The following is a 14,591-nucleotide window of genomic DNA, read 5'->3' as shown; positions in this document are numbered from 1 at the left end:
ACGCGAGGACCTGTCCCATGATGGCCGACCACGCCTCTTCCCAGAGCCCCCAGCTGGCGACGCGTCCCTCCCGGACGGGGAGGAACGTGGTCATCATCGTGTGCCTGCTGGCCACCGCGATGGCCTTCGGGCTGGCGTACATCACGACGGACCACAGCCTGGGGCCCAAACAGCGCCTGGCCATGGAGCAGATCCGCCGCATGGAGGGCTTCTTCAAGGTCTACCACCGCACCATGGGGCGCTTCCCCTCCGAGCAAGAGGGCTTCACGCCGCTCATCAAGGGGCGGGTGATCGACTCGGTGCCCGTGGATCCATGGGGCCGGCCGTACCTGTACCAGTTCAACAACGAGCGCACGGGCGTCATCTCCTACGGCGCTGACGGCGTGCCGGGCGGACAGGGAGAGGACGCGGACATCTCCAGCGGTGGACTCGTGAGGCCCCGGCGATGAGACACTCCCCTGCCCCGCTCTCGCGTCGCGCCCAGCGCGGCCTGACGCTCATCGAGATCTGCATCGCGCTGCTGATCGCCGCGGTGCTCTTCTCCGCCGTGGTGACGGGCGTGGGCGCCATCACCGGCAGCAAGGCCAAGGCGACGACGAGCGAGCTGGCCGGCGTCATCCGCTCGCTCTACGAGACGGCGGCGCTCTCGGGGAAGACGTGCCGGCTGGTGTTCGAGCTGGCCGATCCGAAGAGCGACGATGCCTCGCGCTACCACGCCGAGTGCGCCGAGGGCGCCGTCACCACCGCCCGGGATCGCGAGGGGGCGCTCAAGGACGAGAACCTCTCGCGCGAGGACGAGGCGAGGCGCGGCAAGGACGAGCGGCGCAACTTCACCCAGAGCGGCAGCGGGGCGCCGGGCCTGAAGGAGCTGATGGAGCAGGAGCAGCACCGCGTGGAGCAGGCCGCGCGCTTCTCCAGCTACACTGGCGAGGAGGTGGCGCCGCGCGAGCTGCCGAGCAACGTGTCCCTCTCCGTGTGGACGCGCCAGCAGAAGAAGGCCGTGGATCAGGGCGTGGCCTACCTCTACTTCTTCCCTCAGGGGTACACGGAGAAGGCCCAGGTGTACGTGCGCCAGGGCGACAACGTGTGGACGCTCACCATCTCCCCGCTCACCGGCAAGGTGAGCGTGGTGGACGAGGAGCTGGAGGTGCCGCGCTCATGAGGAACACGAGCCGAGGCTTCACCCTGCTGGAGACGGTGGTCGCGCTCGCCATCCTGGCGCTGGCGCTGATGGCCATCTTCGACCTGAACTCCGGCGCGGTGGCCAACCACGTCTACTCCAAGCACCTCACGGTGGCTTCGCTCCTGGCCCGCTCGAAGATGACGGACCTGGAGCAGGAGCTCTACGACAAGGGCTTCTCCAACGACGACGACGAGGAGTCCGGCGACTTCTCCGAGGAGGGCTGGCCCGGCTTCAAGTGGCGCGCGAAGATCATCGCCCCCAAGACGGACGGCGTGTCGCCCGATCAGCTCATCGGCGCCATCTTCAACCTGCCCATCGGCGAGACGGATGGAGACCTGGGCGGGCTGTCCTCCCTCTTCGGGGGCGGGGCCGGCGCGGACGGCAAGGGCGGAGGCAGCGGCCCGGTGCCGGCGGCCGGAGGCATGGCCGGCATGGCGGGCATGGCGCAGCCCATGTTCAAGCAGATGATCGACCAGCTCACCCAGTCGGTGCGTGAGGTCCACCTCACCGTCACCTGGAAGGAAGGCAAGCTGGTGGAGAGCATCGACCTGGTGACGCACGTGGTGTCGCTCGGGCCGGGCTCGGATCGCAACGGCGGGGCGGCGGCGGCGGCGGCGGCGGCGACCGGGCAGCAGCCGCCCGAGACGTCCAACCAGTGGGTGAACCCGGCCACGGGCATGGTGGTGGCCAACCCCCTCCAGGGCCCCAACGGGCAGATGCTGGACCCGAACACGCGCCAGCCGCTGATGAACCGGATGGAGTGGCTCAACCGGATGAACAACCCCACCAGCCCGGGCAGCAACTTCCGTCCGCCCGGCGGCGGCGGCATCTTCGGGCCGCGCGGCGGAAAGGCCACCCAATGAAGCGCGCGAGCCAGGGCTTCACGCTGATGGAGGTGATGGTCGCCGTGGCGATCACCGCGCTGATGGGCACGGTGGTGGCCATGGCCTTCCAGACGGGCTTCCGCGCCAAGGAATTGGTGGAAGGCGAGGCCGAGCACTACCGCATGGTGCGCGTGGCGATGAACCGCATGGCGCGCGAGATCGGCTCGGCCTTCGTGAGCGACCGGTACGATCCCAAGCGCTACCGGGACCAGAACGACCGGCCCACCAACTTCGTGGGCGAGAATGACCGGCTGCTCTTCACCACGTTCGCGCACCAGCGCCTGTACACGGACTCGAAGGAGTCCGACCAGGCGGTGGTGGAGTACTTCGTGGAGACCACCACGGAGAAGGGCTCCAAGAGCCGCCAGGACCTCAAGCGGCGGGTGAACCCCAACATCGGCGAGCGGATGGACCGCGGCGGCACCACGGACATCCTCTTCGAGGGCGTGAAGAAGCTGGAGTTCGAGTACTGGGACTCCGAGCGCAAGGAGTGGGAGGACGAGTGGGACACGCGCCGGCCCGAGAAGAAGGCCTTCCTGCCGACGCGCGTGCGCATCACCCTGGTGGCCCTGGACGAGAATGGCAAGGAAGCGCGTTACACGACCCAGGCCCGTATCATGCTGAACACGGAGCTGCCGAGGTTCTGATGCGCAAGTTCTTCTCCCAGCCAGCCCGGCGCCGCTCCGCCCGCCCGCTCCCGCCCACCGGCCGCGATCGCCGCACGCGCGGCGTGGCGCTCATCATCGCCATCATCTCCATCACCCTGCTCACCGTGGTGGCGACCGAGTTCGCCTACAACACGCGGGTGGATCTGCAGCTGGCGGCCAACCAGCGCGACGAGGTGCGGGCCTACTACATGGCGCGCTCCGGCGTCGCCCTGGGGCGCCTGCTGATGCGCTTCCAGAAGCAGGTGGACAGCACGCCCATCCCCAACCTGGGTGGCCTGCTGCAGCAGCTCACCGGCGGGGCCCCCGCGGGCGGCCAGCAGCAGCAGCCCGCCTCCTCGCTCAACATCCAGCTCTGGAAGCTGGCGCGTGTGGACTGCCACATGCTCAAGGGGATGGTGAAGAGCGATACCGGCGAGGGGGACAAGGAGCGTGACGAGCCGGAGCCCCAGGACGACAACTTCACCATGGATGACGACGAGCGGGGCGCGGCGGCCTTCGGTGAGCAGCCGCTGAAGCGCTCGTTCGGAGGCTTCGAGGGCTGCTTCCTGTCGACGATCAACGACGAGGAGGAGAAGCTCAACGTCCACCGCCTGGCCTCGCTGGCCACGGATGCGCTGCCCACCGCGGCGCGCATGATGGACATGTTCAACGACAAGCGCTTCGAGTTCATCTTCAACCGGGACGACGCCAACCGCGTGCGAGTGACGCCGCAGGACGTGGTGATCGCGCTCAGGGACTGGGCGGACGAGGACGAGGTGCAGTCGGCCATCAACCTGGCGGATCCCGTCAACCCGTTCGCCTCGGGCTTCGCGCCGGAGGACGGCAACTACGATCGCTTCGACCCGCGCTACGAGGCGAAGAACGCGCGCTTCGACAGCCTGGACGAGCTGTACCGGGTGCACGGCGTGACGGACATGTTCATGGCGGCCTTCCGGGACCGGCTCACCGTGTACCCGGACGTGAACTCACGGCCCAACGTGAACACGGACGATCCGATGATGATGTACATGGCCATCCTCTCGGTGGCGGACCCGGCGCGCCCGGACCCGCGGCTGCAGGATCCGGTGTTCATCAACGAGCTCATCACCCGCATCCGCTCCGCGCGCATGTTCAGCTTCTTCGGCATGTCCGTGCAGGACTTCGTCAGCGTGGTGGAGGCCGCGGGCATCGCCATCAACCCGAGCATCAAGGCCAACGCGGCCCAGAACCGGCTCGTCGGCGACAAGAGCCAGACATTCACCATCAAGGCCGTGGGCGAGGCGGGCAGCGTGCAGAAGACGCTCACCGCCGTCATCAAGCTCGACGACTCGCTCGGCCGGATTCTGTATTGGAGAGAGGAATAACATGGCCCGCATTCTTGGCCTCGATCTCGGCAGCTACTCCGTCAAGGGTGTCCTGTTCGAGTCGACAATCCGCGGCTATACCACCAAGGCGTACGCCGAGGTGCGGCGTGGCGAGGGCGAGCGCACGGAGACGCTGCGCGCCGCCGTGCACGAGCTGCTCACCCAGCACCCGATGCCGGCCGATCAGATCATCGTCGCCCTGCCGGGCATGACGCTGATGACGCACGCCTTCACCATGCCCTTCGTGGACACGAAGCGGCTGGAGGCCGCCCTCCCCTTCGAGGTGGAGAGCCAGCTGCCCTTCGAGCTGTCGGAGGCCGTCTACGACTACCAGGTGGTCGGCCAGAAGGACAAGACGAGCAGCGACGTGCTGGTGGGCGTGGTGCGCAAGGAGGAGCTGACCTGGCTGATGGGGCTGCTCGCCGAGCTGAAGCTGGATCCGCGCGTCATCACCCACCCGGGCGTGACGTACCAGAACCTCTTCCTCCAGACGCCCGCGGTCTTCGACGGCCTCGCCGAGGCGGAGGCGGTGGCGGTGGTGGACATCGGCCACGAGCGCACCACGGTGGCCATCGGCCGTCCGGGCGTGGGGGTGGAGTTCGCCCGCACCTTCGCCGGTGGCGGCAAGGACCTGAGCCGCGCGCTGGCCGCCGAGTTCCAGACGCCGCTAGGCGAGGCGCACCAGTGGAAGGAGACGTACGGGGCGATGGCCAGCGCGGCCACGGCCCAGGGGCCGGACTCCGAGCGCGCCGCGGCCGCCTTCGTGCGCGGCCTGCAGCCGGTGCTGCGCGAGCTGCGCCCCACCTTCAAGTCCTTCACCGCGCGCACGAAGCGACAGGTGGGCGCCCTGGTGCTGTGCGGCGGCACGTCGCGGCTGAAGGGCATCGCCGAGCAGCTCGAGCGGGATCTGCACCTGCGGACGCGGGTGCTGGCGCTGCCCAACGAGGCGAGCGGAGTGGTGCCCGCGGAGGCGCACCCGTCCGCGGCGCAGGCGTACGCGCTGGCGCTGCGGGGCCAGGCCTCGGGCGCCAAGGCGCCGCGCTTCAACCTGCGCCGGGGCGACTTCGCCTTCAAGGGTGACTTCGACTACGTGAAGGACAAGGTGGGGCTGCTGGCCTCCTTCGCGGCCACGCTGCTGCTGCTGCTCATCGCCAGCGGCGTGGTGCGCAACTCGGTGCTCTCGCGCAACGAGGCCAAGGTGGACGCGGTGCTGTGCAGCACCACGAAGAACATCCTGGGCAACTGCGAGACGAACTATGACCGAGCGATCAACATGCTCCGGGGCGTGGAGAGCCCGGCGGCGGCCCTGCCGAAGATGAGCGCGGTGAACCTCCTGGCGGAGGTGACGCAGAAGATCTCCCCGGAGGTGCCGGTGAAGCTCGAGCGCATCCAGATCGACATGGATCGCATCATCCTCCAGGGCGAGACGAACAGCTCCAAGGAGATCGACACGCTGACCACCTCCCTGAAGAGCCACCGCTGCTTCCGGGAGGTCAACCCGGGCAAGGTGGAGAAGACGCGGGACGGGACGAAGGTGACCTTCCGCCTCGACATCCAGGTGGCGTGCCCCGACCAGTCCGGAGCGGAGACCTAGCCATGAGACAACTCCTCAATGATCTGAGAGCGCGCTTCGAGCAGCTCAGCGCGCGAGAGAAGCGGCTGGTGACGGTGGCGGGAGCCGCGGTGCTGGTCTTCGTCCTCTTCCTCACGCTGTACTCCTTCTCCAGCAGCGCCAACACGCACCGGCGCCGGACGCAGGAGAAGCTGGCGAAGCTGCAGCAGGTGCAGGAGCTGGCGGCCAGCTACAACCAGGCCACCTCGGCGCGGAACGCCATCGAGGCGCAGCTGTCCAACAACGACGTGCGGCTGCTCAGCTACGTCTCGGACAAGGCCACCGCGGCGGGCCTGGACGTGCCGAACATGACGCCCAAGGGCGACGTGGGCATCGGGGATGGGAAGATCCTCGAGAGCAGCATGGAGCTGACCTTCACGGACGTGGATCTGCGCAAGCTCACCGACTTCCTGCGGTCCGTGGAGAGCGGACCTGGGATCGTCAAGGTGAAGTACCTGCGCATCGAGCCCCGCCCGGCCTCCGACACCCTGACGGCGTGGGCCACCGTCGCCACCTACAAGCTGAAGCAGCCGGCTCAGCCTCAGCCGCAGCAGTGACGCCATGGCAACCCAGAGCAAGACCGCCCGTTGGAAGATCGTCCTCGGCTACAGCGCCTTCTCGCTGTTCGCCCTCATCCTCTGCTTCTTCCTCACGTTCCCGTACGGGGCGCTGCGCGCGCGCATCGCCACCGAGGCGCTGAAGTCGGGCTACGTGGTGCGCATCGACTCGCTGCGGCCGGGATTCATCGGCCTGACGGCGAAGGGGGTGCGCATCAGCCAGCCGCCCGCGCCGCTCAGCAGCGAGACGACGGCGGCGCTGACGACAGGGGATCCGGACACGGCGCGCATGCTGGGGCCGGCGGAGCTGGGCGAGGCGCTCATCGTCGACTCGCTCTTCCTGCGCCCCACCCTCTTCCCGCCGGGAGTCGCGTTCCAGGCGGACGCGCTGGGCGGGCAGCTCTCGGGCAGCGCGGGGGCCCGTGGGGACCGGATCCGCGTGAAGCTGGACAAGCTGGATGCGTCCCAGGGCAACCTGAGGAACTTCACCGGGCTGGACCTGGAAGGCTCGCTGAGCGGCGTGCTGAACCTGACGATGCCGATGACGCCAGGGGCCAACGGGCGCGCGGGTGAGCCGGACCTGTCCCAGGCGGACGGGGAGCTGTCGCTCGAGGGGAGGGACCTGCTGCTCAAGGGGAGCGTGGATGGCTCGATAATGGCCAGCAAGGGCAGCCTCGTGGCGCTGGCGTTCCCCGGGGGCCTGCCGCGCGTCCCGGTGGGAGAGCTCACGGCGCTGATCCGCTTCGAGAAGGGCCTGGGCACGGTGGAGGCGCTGAAGATTGGCGGCGATCAGCTGGAGGTGCGCGGGACGGGCACGGTGAAGCTGGCCAGGCGCTTCCAGTACAGCGAGCCGGCCATGGACGTGAAGATCCGCGTCGAGCCGGAGCTGGTGAAGTCGCTGGGCACGGCCGGGCTGGGGCTCTCCATCCTCCCGGCGGACAAGGAGGATCCGAAGTTCCGCTCGGGCCGCCTGAGCGGCTCGCTCGGCAAGCTCTCCTTCCTGGGCAAGCGCTGAAGCCCTCCCCCAGGTGGCAACGGTTCGGGAGGGAGCCATGCACTGGAAGCACGTAGGAACTGGCTTGCTGGCCCTCACGATGATGACGGGTTGCCCTTCTGAATTCGGTAAGGAGGGTCGGGTCGATCGGGCTGCCCACAAGGACTCGCTGGAGCTTGTCCGCAGGCGCTGCTCTCCCGAGGAAGTGCAGCGCTATTGTGCGCACGGCAGGGAGAACTCCAAGGAGTGCCGAGACAAGTGCGGCTAGAACGGCGCGTAGTCCTGGCGGGCTTCGCGGGAGTTCTCCTGGCGCTGCCACTCATCCTGCTGCTGGGCCACCTGCTGCGACCCGCGACCGCGGCGGGAGGCCGGCAACGCAGCCCCGTGCTCGATACCGAGGCACGCACGCGGCTGGGCACCTACCGCCGCGACTGTGGGCCTGACCGTGCCTGCGAGGCGCCTCTCGGCTGCGTCTGGGATACGCGAATTCCCGCGCGGTACTGCTCCGACAGTCAGTGCACCACGGAGATGCATTGCCCCGAGGGCCAGGTGTGCCGGGACATCGCCTCGGAGGGTGGCGGGCCGCTGGTGGGTTTCTGCGTCCCCGCGGGCAGCCGCCAGGAAGGTGAACGATGCCTGGCACTGACGCTCGACAAGAACGCGGCGTGCGCAGCCGACCTCATCTGCGGTGGCCAGGAGGGCTGGTGCGCCCGGCCCTGTCACAAGGACAGGGCGAACGCCTGTCCTGAGGGCTTCTTCTGCGCGAACACCATTCCCGAACCCGTGTGCCTGCCAACATGCAAAATGCGCGGCTGCCCCACGGGTCAGCACTGCATCCAGGACAACCAAGGCGCCTCGCAGTGCGTGGTCGTCCATGGAGCCGATTGCCAGCAGACACCCTGCTCCGCGGGAAGCGCGTGCCAGGTGCGATATGACCGGGCGAAGCCAGGACACATGTGGATGGAGTGCATCCAGCCATGTGGAGGAGGTTCCCCTCCCTGCCCCACCGGAATGAGCTGTGACGGCTGGGCATGCAGGCCTTCCTGCGACCCGCAGACCCATGCCGCATGCGGCGAAGGCTATCGCTGCGCGCAGGCCGACTCGGACACGCCCTACACGTGCCAGCCCGACCTGTGAGGTGCCCGTGTGGAAGAAGGGCCCGCCCCTTACGGGAAGTATACGGACGTGGCGAGGTTGTCGAACCACACGGGCATGGTGCCGCTCGTGTTCGCGCCGAACGAGGCGCCCGTGCAGTTGGGGCCGTCGTAGAAGATGGCCGGGCAGTTGGCCAACCGGAACGACGAGGTGCGGTTGTTCGACGTCGACGGCAGGTTGACGCACGCCGGTGGGCTCGCCGTCACCGGGAACGGCGCCAGCTGCGCGCCGGAGAAGTTGGGGCCATCCAGCAGGTACGCGTAGCACGTGACCATCTGCCTGACTTCGCGCTCTCCCGAAGCCGGCTCCTGGGGTTGAGGCTCCGTCTCCGCCCCACCGCAGGCGACCAGCGACAGCCCCAGACACGAGCCCAGCACCTTCATGCGCAGCGTCTTCATTGCGTGCCTCCTTGTGACAGTCACCTCGGTGAACGGCGCGCACGCCGGATCTTCCCCAGAAAACTTCTTCCGGAATTACGCCCACTTTCCTGAGGCGCCACGGCCTGGCTCCGGTTATCTGCCCCGTGCAGCGTGACAGGGGATCGGGAGGAACTTTCGTGGCTGAGCGTGGGGACGGCGGAGAGCAGACTCGGGGGCAGCGACGCGGAGGGCGCGGCCGGCTGCCCCAGGGCGCGTCGATCATCCGCATCCACTACGACACCGGCTGGGGCCGTCGCATCGCCGTGCGGGGCAGCGGGCGTCCCCTGTCCTGGAGCACCGGGCGCGAGACCTCCTGGTCGCAAGGTCACGTCTGGACCTACGTCTGGCCGCACACCTCGCGCGTGATGGAGTTCAAGCCGCTCCTCGAGGACCGGGGCTGGTCCGTCGGAGGCAACTATCAGCTCCGGGCGGGCTCCACCCAGGACGTGTACCCCTTCTTCGGCCCCCCCGTCGGCACCCTCCAGAAGGTGCACGACTTCTACTCCCCCCAGCTCGGCAACCGGCGCACCCTCATCATCTCCCTGCCCCCCAGCTACGCGGAGAACCCCCTCAAGCGCTACCCCGTGCTCTACATGCACGACGGCCAGAACGCCTTCGAGGACGCCACCTCCTTCACCGGGGTGTCCTGGGGCGCGGACAAGACGAGCCACGCGCTCGTCTCGCGGGGGCTCATGGACGAGATCATCATCGTCGCCGTCTCCAACGTGGGCACCGGCCGCGTGTTCGAGTACACCCCAGGCCCGCCCTCCGGCAGGACGGGAGGCGCCGATCTCTACGGGCGCTTCCTCGTCGAGACCGTCAAGCCCTGGGTGGATGCCCACTTCCGCACCCTGCCCGGCCGCGAGGACACCGCGCTGATGGGCTCCTCCCTGGGAGGCCTCGTCTCCTTCTACCTGGGCATGCGCCGCCCCGACGTCTTCTCCAAGGTGGCCTGCCTCTCCAGCTCCTTCATGTGGAACGGGATGGAGTTCGTCCGCCAGATGGAGACGGCGCCCTGGAAGGTGCCGGTGAAGTTCTACATCGACGCGGGCACGAACCGGGATCCGCTCACCCCCACCCAGGCCATGCGCGACGTGCTGCAGGCCCGCGGCTACGAGCAGGGCAAGGACCTGTACTACTACGCCCACAAGGGCGGAAGGCACACCGAGTCCTCCTGGGCCGCCCGGGTGCACATCCCCCTGCGCTACCTGTTCCCCTGGCAGTCCTCCAGCCAGACCCTACCTGTCCCGGCGGGTGCCTCCGTCCCCACTTGATGCGTTGAGATGTTGATGGAACGACGCCCTGTCGTGTAAAGCCGCCCTGGTTCCTCTGCTGGAGGCCGGCATGCCGGAGTTGGTGTTCTTTCGACGTGGCGAGGAAGTGCTCAGGTTCGCGGTGGACAAGGAGCGCGTGGTGCTCGGCCGTGGCGAGCGCAGCGACGTCGTCATTCCGGATCCGGAGGTCAGCCGGCAGCAGGTGGCCCTCCTCTATGACGGGAAGAGCTGCCGGCTGGAGGACCTGTCCGGCAAGGGCACCCGGGTGGCCGGCAAGTCGGTGAAGCAGGCCTCTCTGTCGGACGGCGTGGACATCACCCTGGGCCAGTGGCGCGCGGTGTTCCGCGAGCGGGGCGGCGGAGACAAGGAAGGCCCCACCGCCGTGAGCCGGCGCACGGACGTCCAGGCCAGGGATGGCCTGGAGGCCGAGAGCCAGCCCGCCCAGTTGCGCGTGAAGCAGGGCGCCACCGAGATGGTCCACGAGCTCACCCAGGACGCCTTCACCATCGGCAAGGAGGCGTCCAACACCATCGTCGTCCAGGACCGGTTCATCTCCAACCGGCACCTCAAGGTGACGAGCCGGGACGGCCTCTTCCACGTGGTGGACCTGAACTCCACCAACGGCACCTTCCTGGGCAGCGCGCGCATCTTCGAGGTGGAGGTGCCGCTGAACACCACCCTGCGCGTGGGCGAGACGGAGCTCATCCTCGAGCCCCAGTCCCAGGGCCGGCAGGACTCCTCCTTCCACGGCATCATCGGCAATGATCCGTCCGTGCGGCACCTCATCGAGCTCATCGAGCGGGTGGCCCCCTCCTCCGCCGCCGTGACGATCCTCGGCGAGTCCGGCACCGGCAAGGAGCTGGTGGCCAAGGCGCTCCACGTCTGCTCCACCCGCGCGGAGCGGCCCTTCATCCCCGTCAACTGCGCCGCCATCTCCAAGGAGCTCATCGAGAGCGAGCTGTTCGGCCACGAGAAGGGCGCCTTCACCGGCGCCCAGACCGCGCGCAAGGGCGCCTTCGAGGAGGCCCACGGCGGCACCCTCTTCCTGGACGAGATCGGCGAGCTGCCGCTGGACTTGCAGGCCAAGCTGCTGCGCGCGCTGGAGAGCGGGGAGATCAAGCGCGTGGGCGCCAGCCGCCCCACCCACGTGGACGTGCGCCTCGTCGCCGCGACGAACCGCGATCTGCTGGCCACCGCGCGCGAGGGCAAGTTCCGCGAGGACCTCTACTACCGGCTCTGCGTCATCCCCCTGATGCTGCCGCCCCTGCGCAACCGGAAGGGGGACCTCGCCCTGCTGGCCGAGCACTTCGTGCGCACCTACGCGCCCCGCGGCCAGACGGTGAACCTCACCCAGGGCGCCGTGGAGAAGCTCCAGGCGCACCTCTGGCCGGGCAACATCCGCGAGCTGCGCAACGTGGTCCACCGCGCCCTGCTGCTGCGCAAGGGCCCGAAGATCGACACCGGCGACATCTCCTTCGACCAGGAGTACAGCCGCGGCCCCTCCGCCGCCTCCAGCCTCTCCTTCGACTTCCCCGCCGGGCTCAACCTCGATCAGATGATGGAGCACGTGCAGCGACAGATCGTCGAGGCCTCCCTGCGCCGCCACAACAACAACAAGGAGAAGGTGGCCAAGGAGCTGGGCCTGGCACGCTCCACCCTCTTCAAGCGTCTCAGGGAGTGGGGCTTCACGAAGAGCGATGAGGAGACGGAGTAGGCCTCCCACCGACACCGCGCGGTGCGGCAAGGGGGACAGAACCTTTGAGCCGCTCGTGCGTTTCATGCCCCAGGCCCCCTATGCGGGGGCACGAGGAGGCATGTCATGGTCGCCGGTGTCGCCGGGCTCCCCCACATCTCCCAGCTCTACCGTCAGCATCGCACACGGGCGTTGGCCATCGCGCGGCGGATCGTGGGAGACGCCGATGACGCGGAGGATGTGGTGCAGGACGTGTTCACGCGGCTGGCCCGCAAGCCCGAGGGCTTCAACGGGCGGGCGGCGTGGACCACGTGGTTGCACCGTGTGATGGTGAACAGCAGCATCAACTGGCTGCGGGCGCGCAAGCGCCGCGAGCGGCTGAGCCACGAGCCGCAGGAGCCCACCTCTCCGGAGGCCCAGGCCGTGGGCGAGGAGATGCAGCGGCACTTCGGGGCAGCCCTGCACGAGGTGAGCGAGCTGCAGCGCCAGGTGCTCTGGCTGCGCGAGGTGCGCGGCTTCAGCTACCCGGAGATTGCCCAGGTGCTGCGCATCCCCGAGGGCACGGTGAAGAGCTCGCTGCACCGCGGGCGCGTGCGCGCGCTGGAGGTGCTCGAGGAGCGCGGCCAGCGCCCCTGAGGGCTCGGGCTCAGAGCTTCCGCTGGAGGCGCTCACACGCCTCCAGCCAGGCCGCGTTTCAACAGGACACTATGGCGCCGGGATGGTGACGGGGACGACGGCGGTGTTGTTGTCGAGCGTCTCCTCCTGGAAGGAGCGCGCGGGGTTGAGGGTCACCTGGAGCTGGTAGTTGCCCGGGGCGACGTCGGTGATGTCCAGCCACTGGCAGTCCAGCGTGTTGCCGTAGAGGTCGGACCAGCCACGCTGGATGCCCTGGTTGTCGCAGTCGAACTCCTTGGAGCACGCGATCTGGGGCCCGGCGGCGATGCGCTGCGTGTCCTCCATGCAGTAGGCCTGCTTGCGGCCGGTGAGCACCGTGTTGCCCTCCAGGTCCAGCAGGGCGTAGGTGGCGAAGCCGCTGAAGTGGAAGTGGCCGTGGCACGGCGAGAACGTGAAGAGGTCGGGCCGGTTGGCCGGAGGCGGCACGGTGAGCGTCGCATTGCCCTGGTTCACCGCCTCCACGCTGAAGCGCAGCACGCGGCGGTTGCCGATGCCCGACACGCACTCCTCCACCTTCGCGCAGGAGTTCTCGGTGACGTAGACGTTGTCGAAGAGGATCTCGTCCCGCAGCCGCTTCTCGTCCACGACGAGGTCCGGCAGCGGCTCGCCCACCAGGTGGCACTTGCAGTCCGTGCCGCAGAACTCCGCCGCGCTGCAGCCCGGCGAGCACGTGGGGCGCAGGTGGTCGCAGGCCGCGAAGGTGTCACACTGGCCGGTGGCCACCACGCACAGCTCCTGTCCGGGGCAGAAGCCGCACTGGCCACCGCAGCCGTCATCCCCGCACTCCTTGCCGTCGCACTGGGGGAAGCAGGGGCTCGGCAGGCAGCGGCCCTTCACGCAGGACTCGGCGTCGCCGCAGACGCCGCAGTTGCCACCGCAGCCATCACTGCCGCCGCAGTACACGCCGTCGCACTTGGGCACGCAGCCCTGCGCGGCGAAGCGGACGCTCAGCTTGAACTCCCCCGCCTGGGTGGCATCGAAGCCATCGACGATGAGGTAGTAGGTGCCCGGATCCAGCGCCACGGTGATGCGAGAGCCGTAGTCTCCCGGGGGCGAGGAGTCGTCGCTGCACGCGACCGTCTTCGCGGGCGTATTGTCGAGGCAGTCGGCCGCGCCGTCTGCGGTGCGCTTCTTCCTCAGGTGGAGCACCGTGTCGTAGTGGGGCCCGGAGACGCGCGCCTCCATGCCCATCCGCTCGGTGAGGGTGAAGGTGTAGACGGTCTCCACCGCGGTGCTGGTGCTGTTGCAGGACGGCACCAGCTGGTGGACTCCGCCGGAGCTGTCGCCGGCGATGACGTGGTCTCCGACGAACGGGACGCCGTCCGCCAGCAGCGGCAGCGGAGAGCGACAGGTCCCCGGCTGCCCCTCGGGCTTGCACTGGAAGATGGCCTGCGCGCAGGCCTGCCCCGAGGGACAGGTGCCGCACTCTCCGCCGCAGGTGTCATCGCCGCACTGCTTGCCATCGCACTGGGGGGTGCAGGTCGGGCCCGCCTGGCAGATCGCGCACTCGCCGGTCGGCGTGTGCTTGCAGGTCTGCTTCTGCTCGTCGCAGGCGTCCACGGTGCAGGCCGTCTCGTCGTCACAGGGCGAGGCGCTCGCGACACACTGCCCGTTGGCGAAGCGCTCCTCGCCATTGCAGAAGACGCCGTCCGAGCAGGAGGCCTCCACCTGCACCTCGATGGCGCTCTCGAAGTCGGTGCCCTTGTGCTGGGGCGTCCACTTCAGCGTGTGGAGGCCGGGCTGTCCCGGCACGGTGACGCTGCCCTTGAAGGTGGCCACCTCGCCGGGCTTCGTCTTCTTCTCGAGCGCGAGCGTGCCCTTCCAGTCCGGCTGATCCTTCAGGACCAGCTTCACGTCTCCGGTCTTCCACGTCCCGGTCCCGTCGTTCCGCAGCGACAGGGACAGCTCCCCAGCCTCGCCCGGCTTCAGACGCACCGGAGCGGGTGGCTCCGTCACGCTCCCGACGTATGTCGAGTCGTCATCGCAGGCGCTCAGCAGGAGAGCAATCGCTCCCAGACAGCACAGGATCTTGCGCAAGGTGTCCCCCAGAGGATTTTCCTCAGGTTCACCCGGAGTTGGGGGCTTTGTCACGGGTTCCCGGTCGGGGCGGCCTCTCGGAGGCAGCGTCCCAGGC

General features: G+C 68.7%; 13 protein-coding genes. 11 read left to right on the top strand and 2 right to left on the bottom strand.

Annotation, left to right across the window (positions count from 1 at the left end; translation table 11 throughout):
* Positions 1-17: 17 nt before the first annotated feature.
* The 8 genes from KY572_RS42195 to gspN are packed head-to-tail and all read left to right on the top strand — an operon-like array spanning position 18 to position 7,262.
* Positions 18-449, top strand: a complete 432-nt coding sequence (locus tag KY572_RS42195) for a type II secretion system protein GspG (protein WP_224249433.1) — start codon at positions 18-20, stop codon at positions 447-449.
* Positions 446-1,162 (top strand): pilus assembly FimT family protein, encoded by a 717-nt coding sequence (locus KY572_RS42190; protein WP_224249432.1) that lies wholly within the window; start codon positions 446-448, stop codon positions 1,160-1,162. Before KY572_RS42195 ends, KY572_RS42190 begins: the two co-directional genes overlap by 4 nt.
* On the top strand, positions 1,159-2,046 hold the full coding sequence (locus KY572_RS42185; RefSeq protein ID WP_224249431.1) for a prepilin-type N-terminal cleavage/methylation domain-containing protein: 888 nt from the start codon (positions 1,159-1,161) through the stop codon (positions 2,044-2,046). Before KY572_RS42190 ends, KY572_RS42185 begins: the two co-directional genes overlap by 4 nt.
* Positions 2,043-2,714, top strand: coding sequence for a type II secretion system protein GspJ (locus KY572_RS42180; RefSeq protein WP_224249430.1), 672 nt, complete (start codon positions 2,043-2,045; stop codon positions 2,712-2,714). The genes KY572_RS42185 and KY572_RS42180 overlap by 4 nt, the downstream gene beginning before the upstream one ends.
* Positions 2,714-4,078, top strand: coding sequence for a type II secretion system minor pseudopilin (locus KY572_RS42175; protein WP_224249429.1), 1,365 nt, complete (start codon positions 2,714-2,716; stop codon positions 4,076-4,078). The genes KY572_RS42180 and KY572_RS42175 overlap by 1 nt, the downstream gene beginning before the upstream one ends.
* A 1-nt stretch (position 4,079) precedes the next feature.
* Positions 4,080-5,672, top strand: coding sequence for a pilus assembly protein PilM (gene pilM / locus KY572_RS42170; RefSeq protein ID WP_224249428.1), 1,593 nt, complete (start codon positions 4,080-4,082; stop codon positions 5,670-5,672).
* Between the two features lie 2 nt (positions 5,673-5,674).
* Positions 5,675-6,247 (top strand): type II secretion system protein GspM, encoded by a 573-nt coding sequence (gspM, locus tag KY572_RS42165; RefSeq protein ID WP_224249427.1) that lies wholly within the window; start codon positions 5,675-5,677, stop codon positions 6,245-6,247.
* A gap of 4 nt (positions 6,248-6,251) precedes the next feature.
* The gene (gene gspN / locus KY572_RS42160; RefSeq protein WP_224249426.1) at positions 6,252-7,262 is read left to right on the top strand and encodes a type II secretion system protein GspN; all 1,011 of its coding nucleotides are present in this window, start codon (positions 6,252-6,254) and stop codon (positions 7,260-7,262) included.
* Positions 7,263-8,407: 1,145 nt separating this feature from the next.
* On the opposite strand, the gene KY572_RS42155 is transcribed toward gspN, so the two are convergent.
* Positions 8,408-8,794 carry a hypothetical protein gene (locus KY572_RS42155; protein ID WP_224249425.1) on the bottom strand — a complete coding sequence of 129 codons (387 nt, stop codon included), beginning with the start codon at positions 8,792-8,794 and terminating at the stop codon, positions 8,408-8,410.
* A 158-nt stretch (positions 8,795-8,952) separates the two neighbouring features.
* Between KY572_RS42155 and KY572_RS42150 the strand changes: the two genes are divergently transcribed.
* From KY572_RS42150 to KY572_RS42140, 3 genes are all read left to right on the top strand, one after another.
* On the top strand, positions 8,953-10,089 hold the full coding sequence (locus tag KY572_RS42150) for an alpha/beta hydrolase (protein WP_224249424.1): 1,137 nt from the start codon (positions 8,953-8,955) through the stop codon (positions 10,087-10,089).
* Positions 10,090-10,159: 70 nt separating this feature from the next.
* On the top strand, positions 10,160-11,803 hold the full coding sequence (locus tag KY572_RS42145; RefSeq protein ID WP_224249423.1) for a sigma 54-interacting transcriptional regulator: 1,644 nt from the start codon (positions 10,160-10,162) through the stop codon (positions 11,801-11,803).
* A gap of 105 nt (positions 11,804-11,908) precedes the next feature.
* The gene (locus tag KY572_RS42140) at positions 11,909-12,418 is read left to right on the top strand and encodes an RNA polymerase sigma factor (protein ID WP_224249422.1); all 510 of its coding nucleotides are present in this window, start codon (positions 11,909-11,911) and stop codon (positions 12,416-12,418) included.
* Between the two features lie 69 nt (positions 12,419-12,487).
* On the opposite strand, the gene KY572_RS42135 is transcribed toward KY572_RS42140, so the two are convergent.
* Positions 12,488-14,494, bottom strand: a complete 2,007-nt coding sequence (locus KY572_RS42135; protein WP_224249421.1) for a lysyl oxidase family protein — start codon at positions 14,492-14,494, stop codon at positions 12,488-12,490.
* Between the last annotated feature and the right edge of the window lie 97 nt (positions 14,495-14,591).

The organism is Hyalangium gracile (assembly GCF_020103725.1).
GTDB lineage: Bacteria > Myxococcota > Myxococcia > Myxococcales > Myxococcaceae > Hyalangium > Hyalangium gracile.
This window is presented reverse-complemented; position numbering and strand designations above follow the sequence as displayed.

Coding starts and splice junctions, on each gene's coding strand:
- KY572_RS42195 (WP_224249433.1), top strand. CDS start 18: ATGATGGCCGACCACGCCTCTTCCCAGAGCCCCCAGCTGGCGACGCGT.
- KY572_RS42190 (WP_224249432.1), top strand. CDS start 446: ATGAGACACTCCCCTGCCCCGCTCTCGCGTCGCGCCCAGCGCGGCCTG.
- KY572_RS42185 (WP_224249431.1), top strand. CDS start 1,159: ATGAGGAACACGAGCCGAGGCTTCACCCTGCTGGAGACGGTGGTCGCG.
- KY572_RS42180 (WP_224249430.1), top strand. CDS start 2,043: ATGAAGCGCGCGAGCCAGGGCTTCACGCTGATGGAGGTGATGGTCGCC.
- KY572_RS42175 (WP_224249429.1), top strand. CDS start 2,714: ATGCGCAAGTTCTTCTCCCAGCCAGCCCGGCGCCGCTCCGCCCGCCCG.
- pilM (WP_224249428.1), top strand. CDS start 4,080: ATGGCCCGCATTCTTGGCCTCGATCTCGGCAGCTACTCCGTCAAGGGT.
- gspM (WP_224249427.1), top strand. CDS start 5,675: ATGAGACAACTCCTCAATGATCTGAGAGCGCGCTTCGAGCAGCTCAGC.
- gspN (WP_224249426.1), top strand. CDS start 6,252: ATGGCAACCCAGAGCAAGACCGCCCGTTGGAAGATCGTCCTCGGCTAC.
- KY572_RS42155 (WP_224249425.1), bottom strand. CDS start 8,794: ATGAAGACGCTGCGCATGAAGGTGCTGGGCTCGTGTCTGGGGCTGTCG.
- KY572_RS42145 (WP_224249423.1), top strand. CDS start 10,160: ATGCCGGAGTTGGTGTTCTTTCGACGTGGCGAGGAAGTGCTCAGGTTC.
- KY572_RS42140 (WP_224249422.1), top strand. CDS start 11,909: ATGGTCGCCGGTGTCGCCGGGCTCCCCCACATCTCCCAGCTCTACCGT.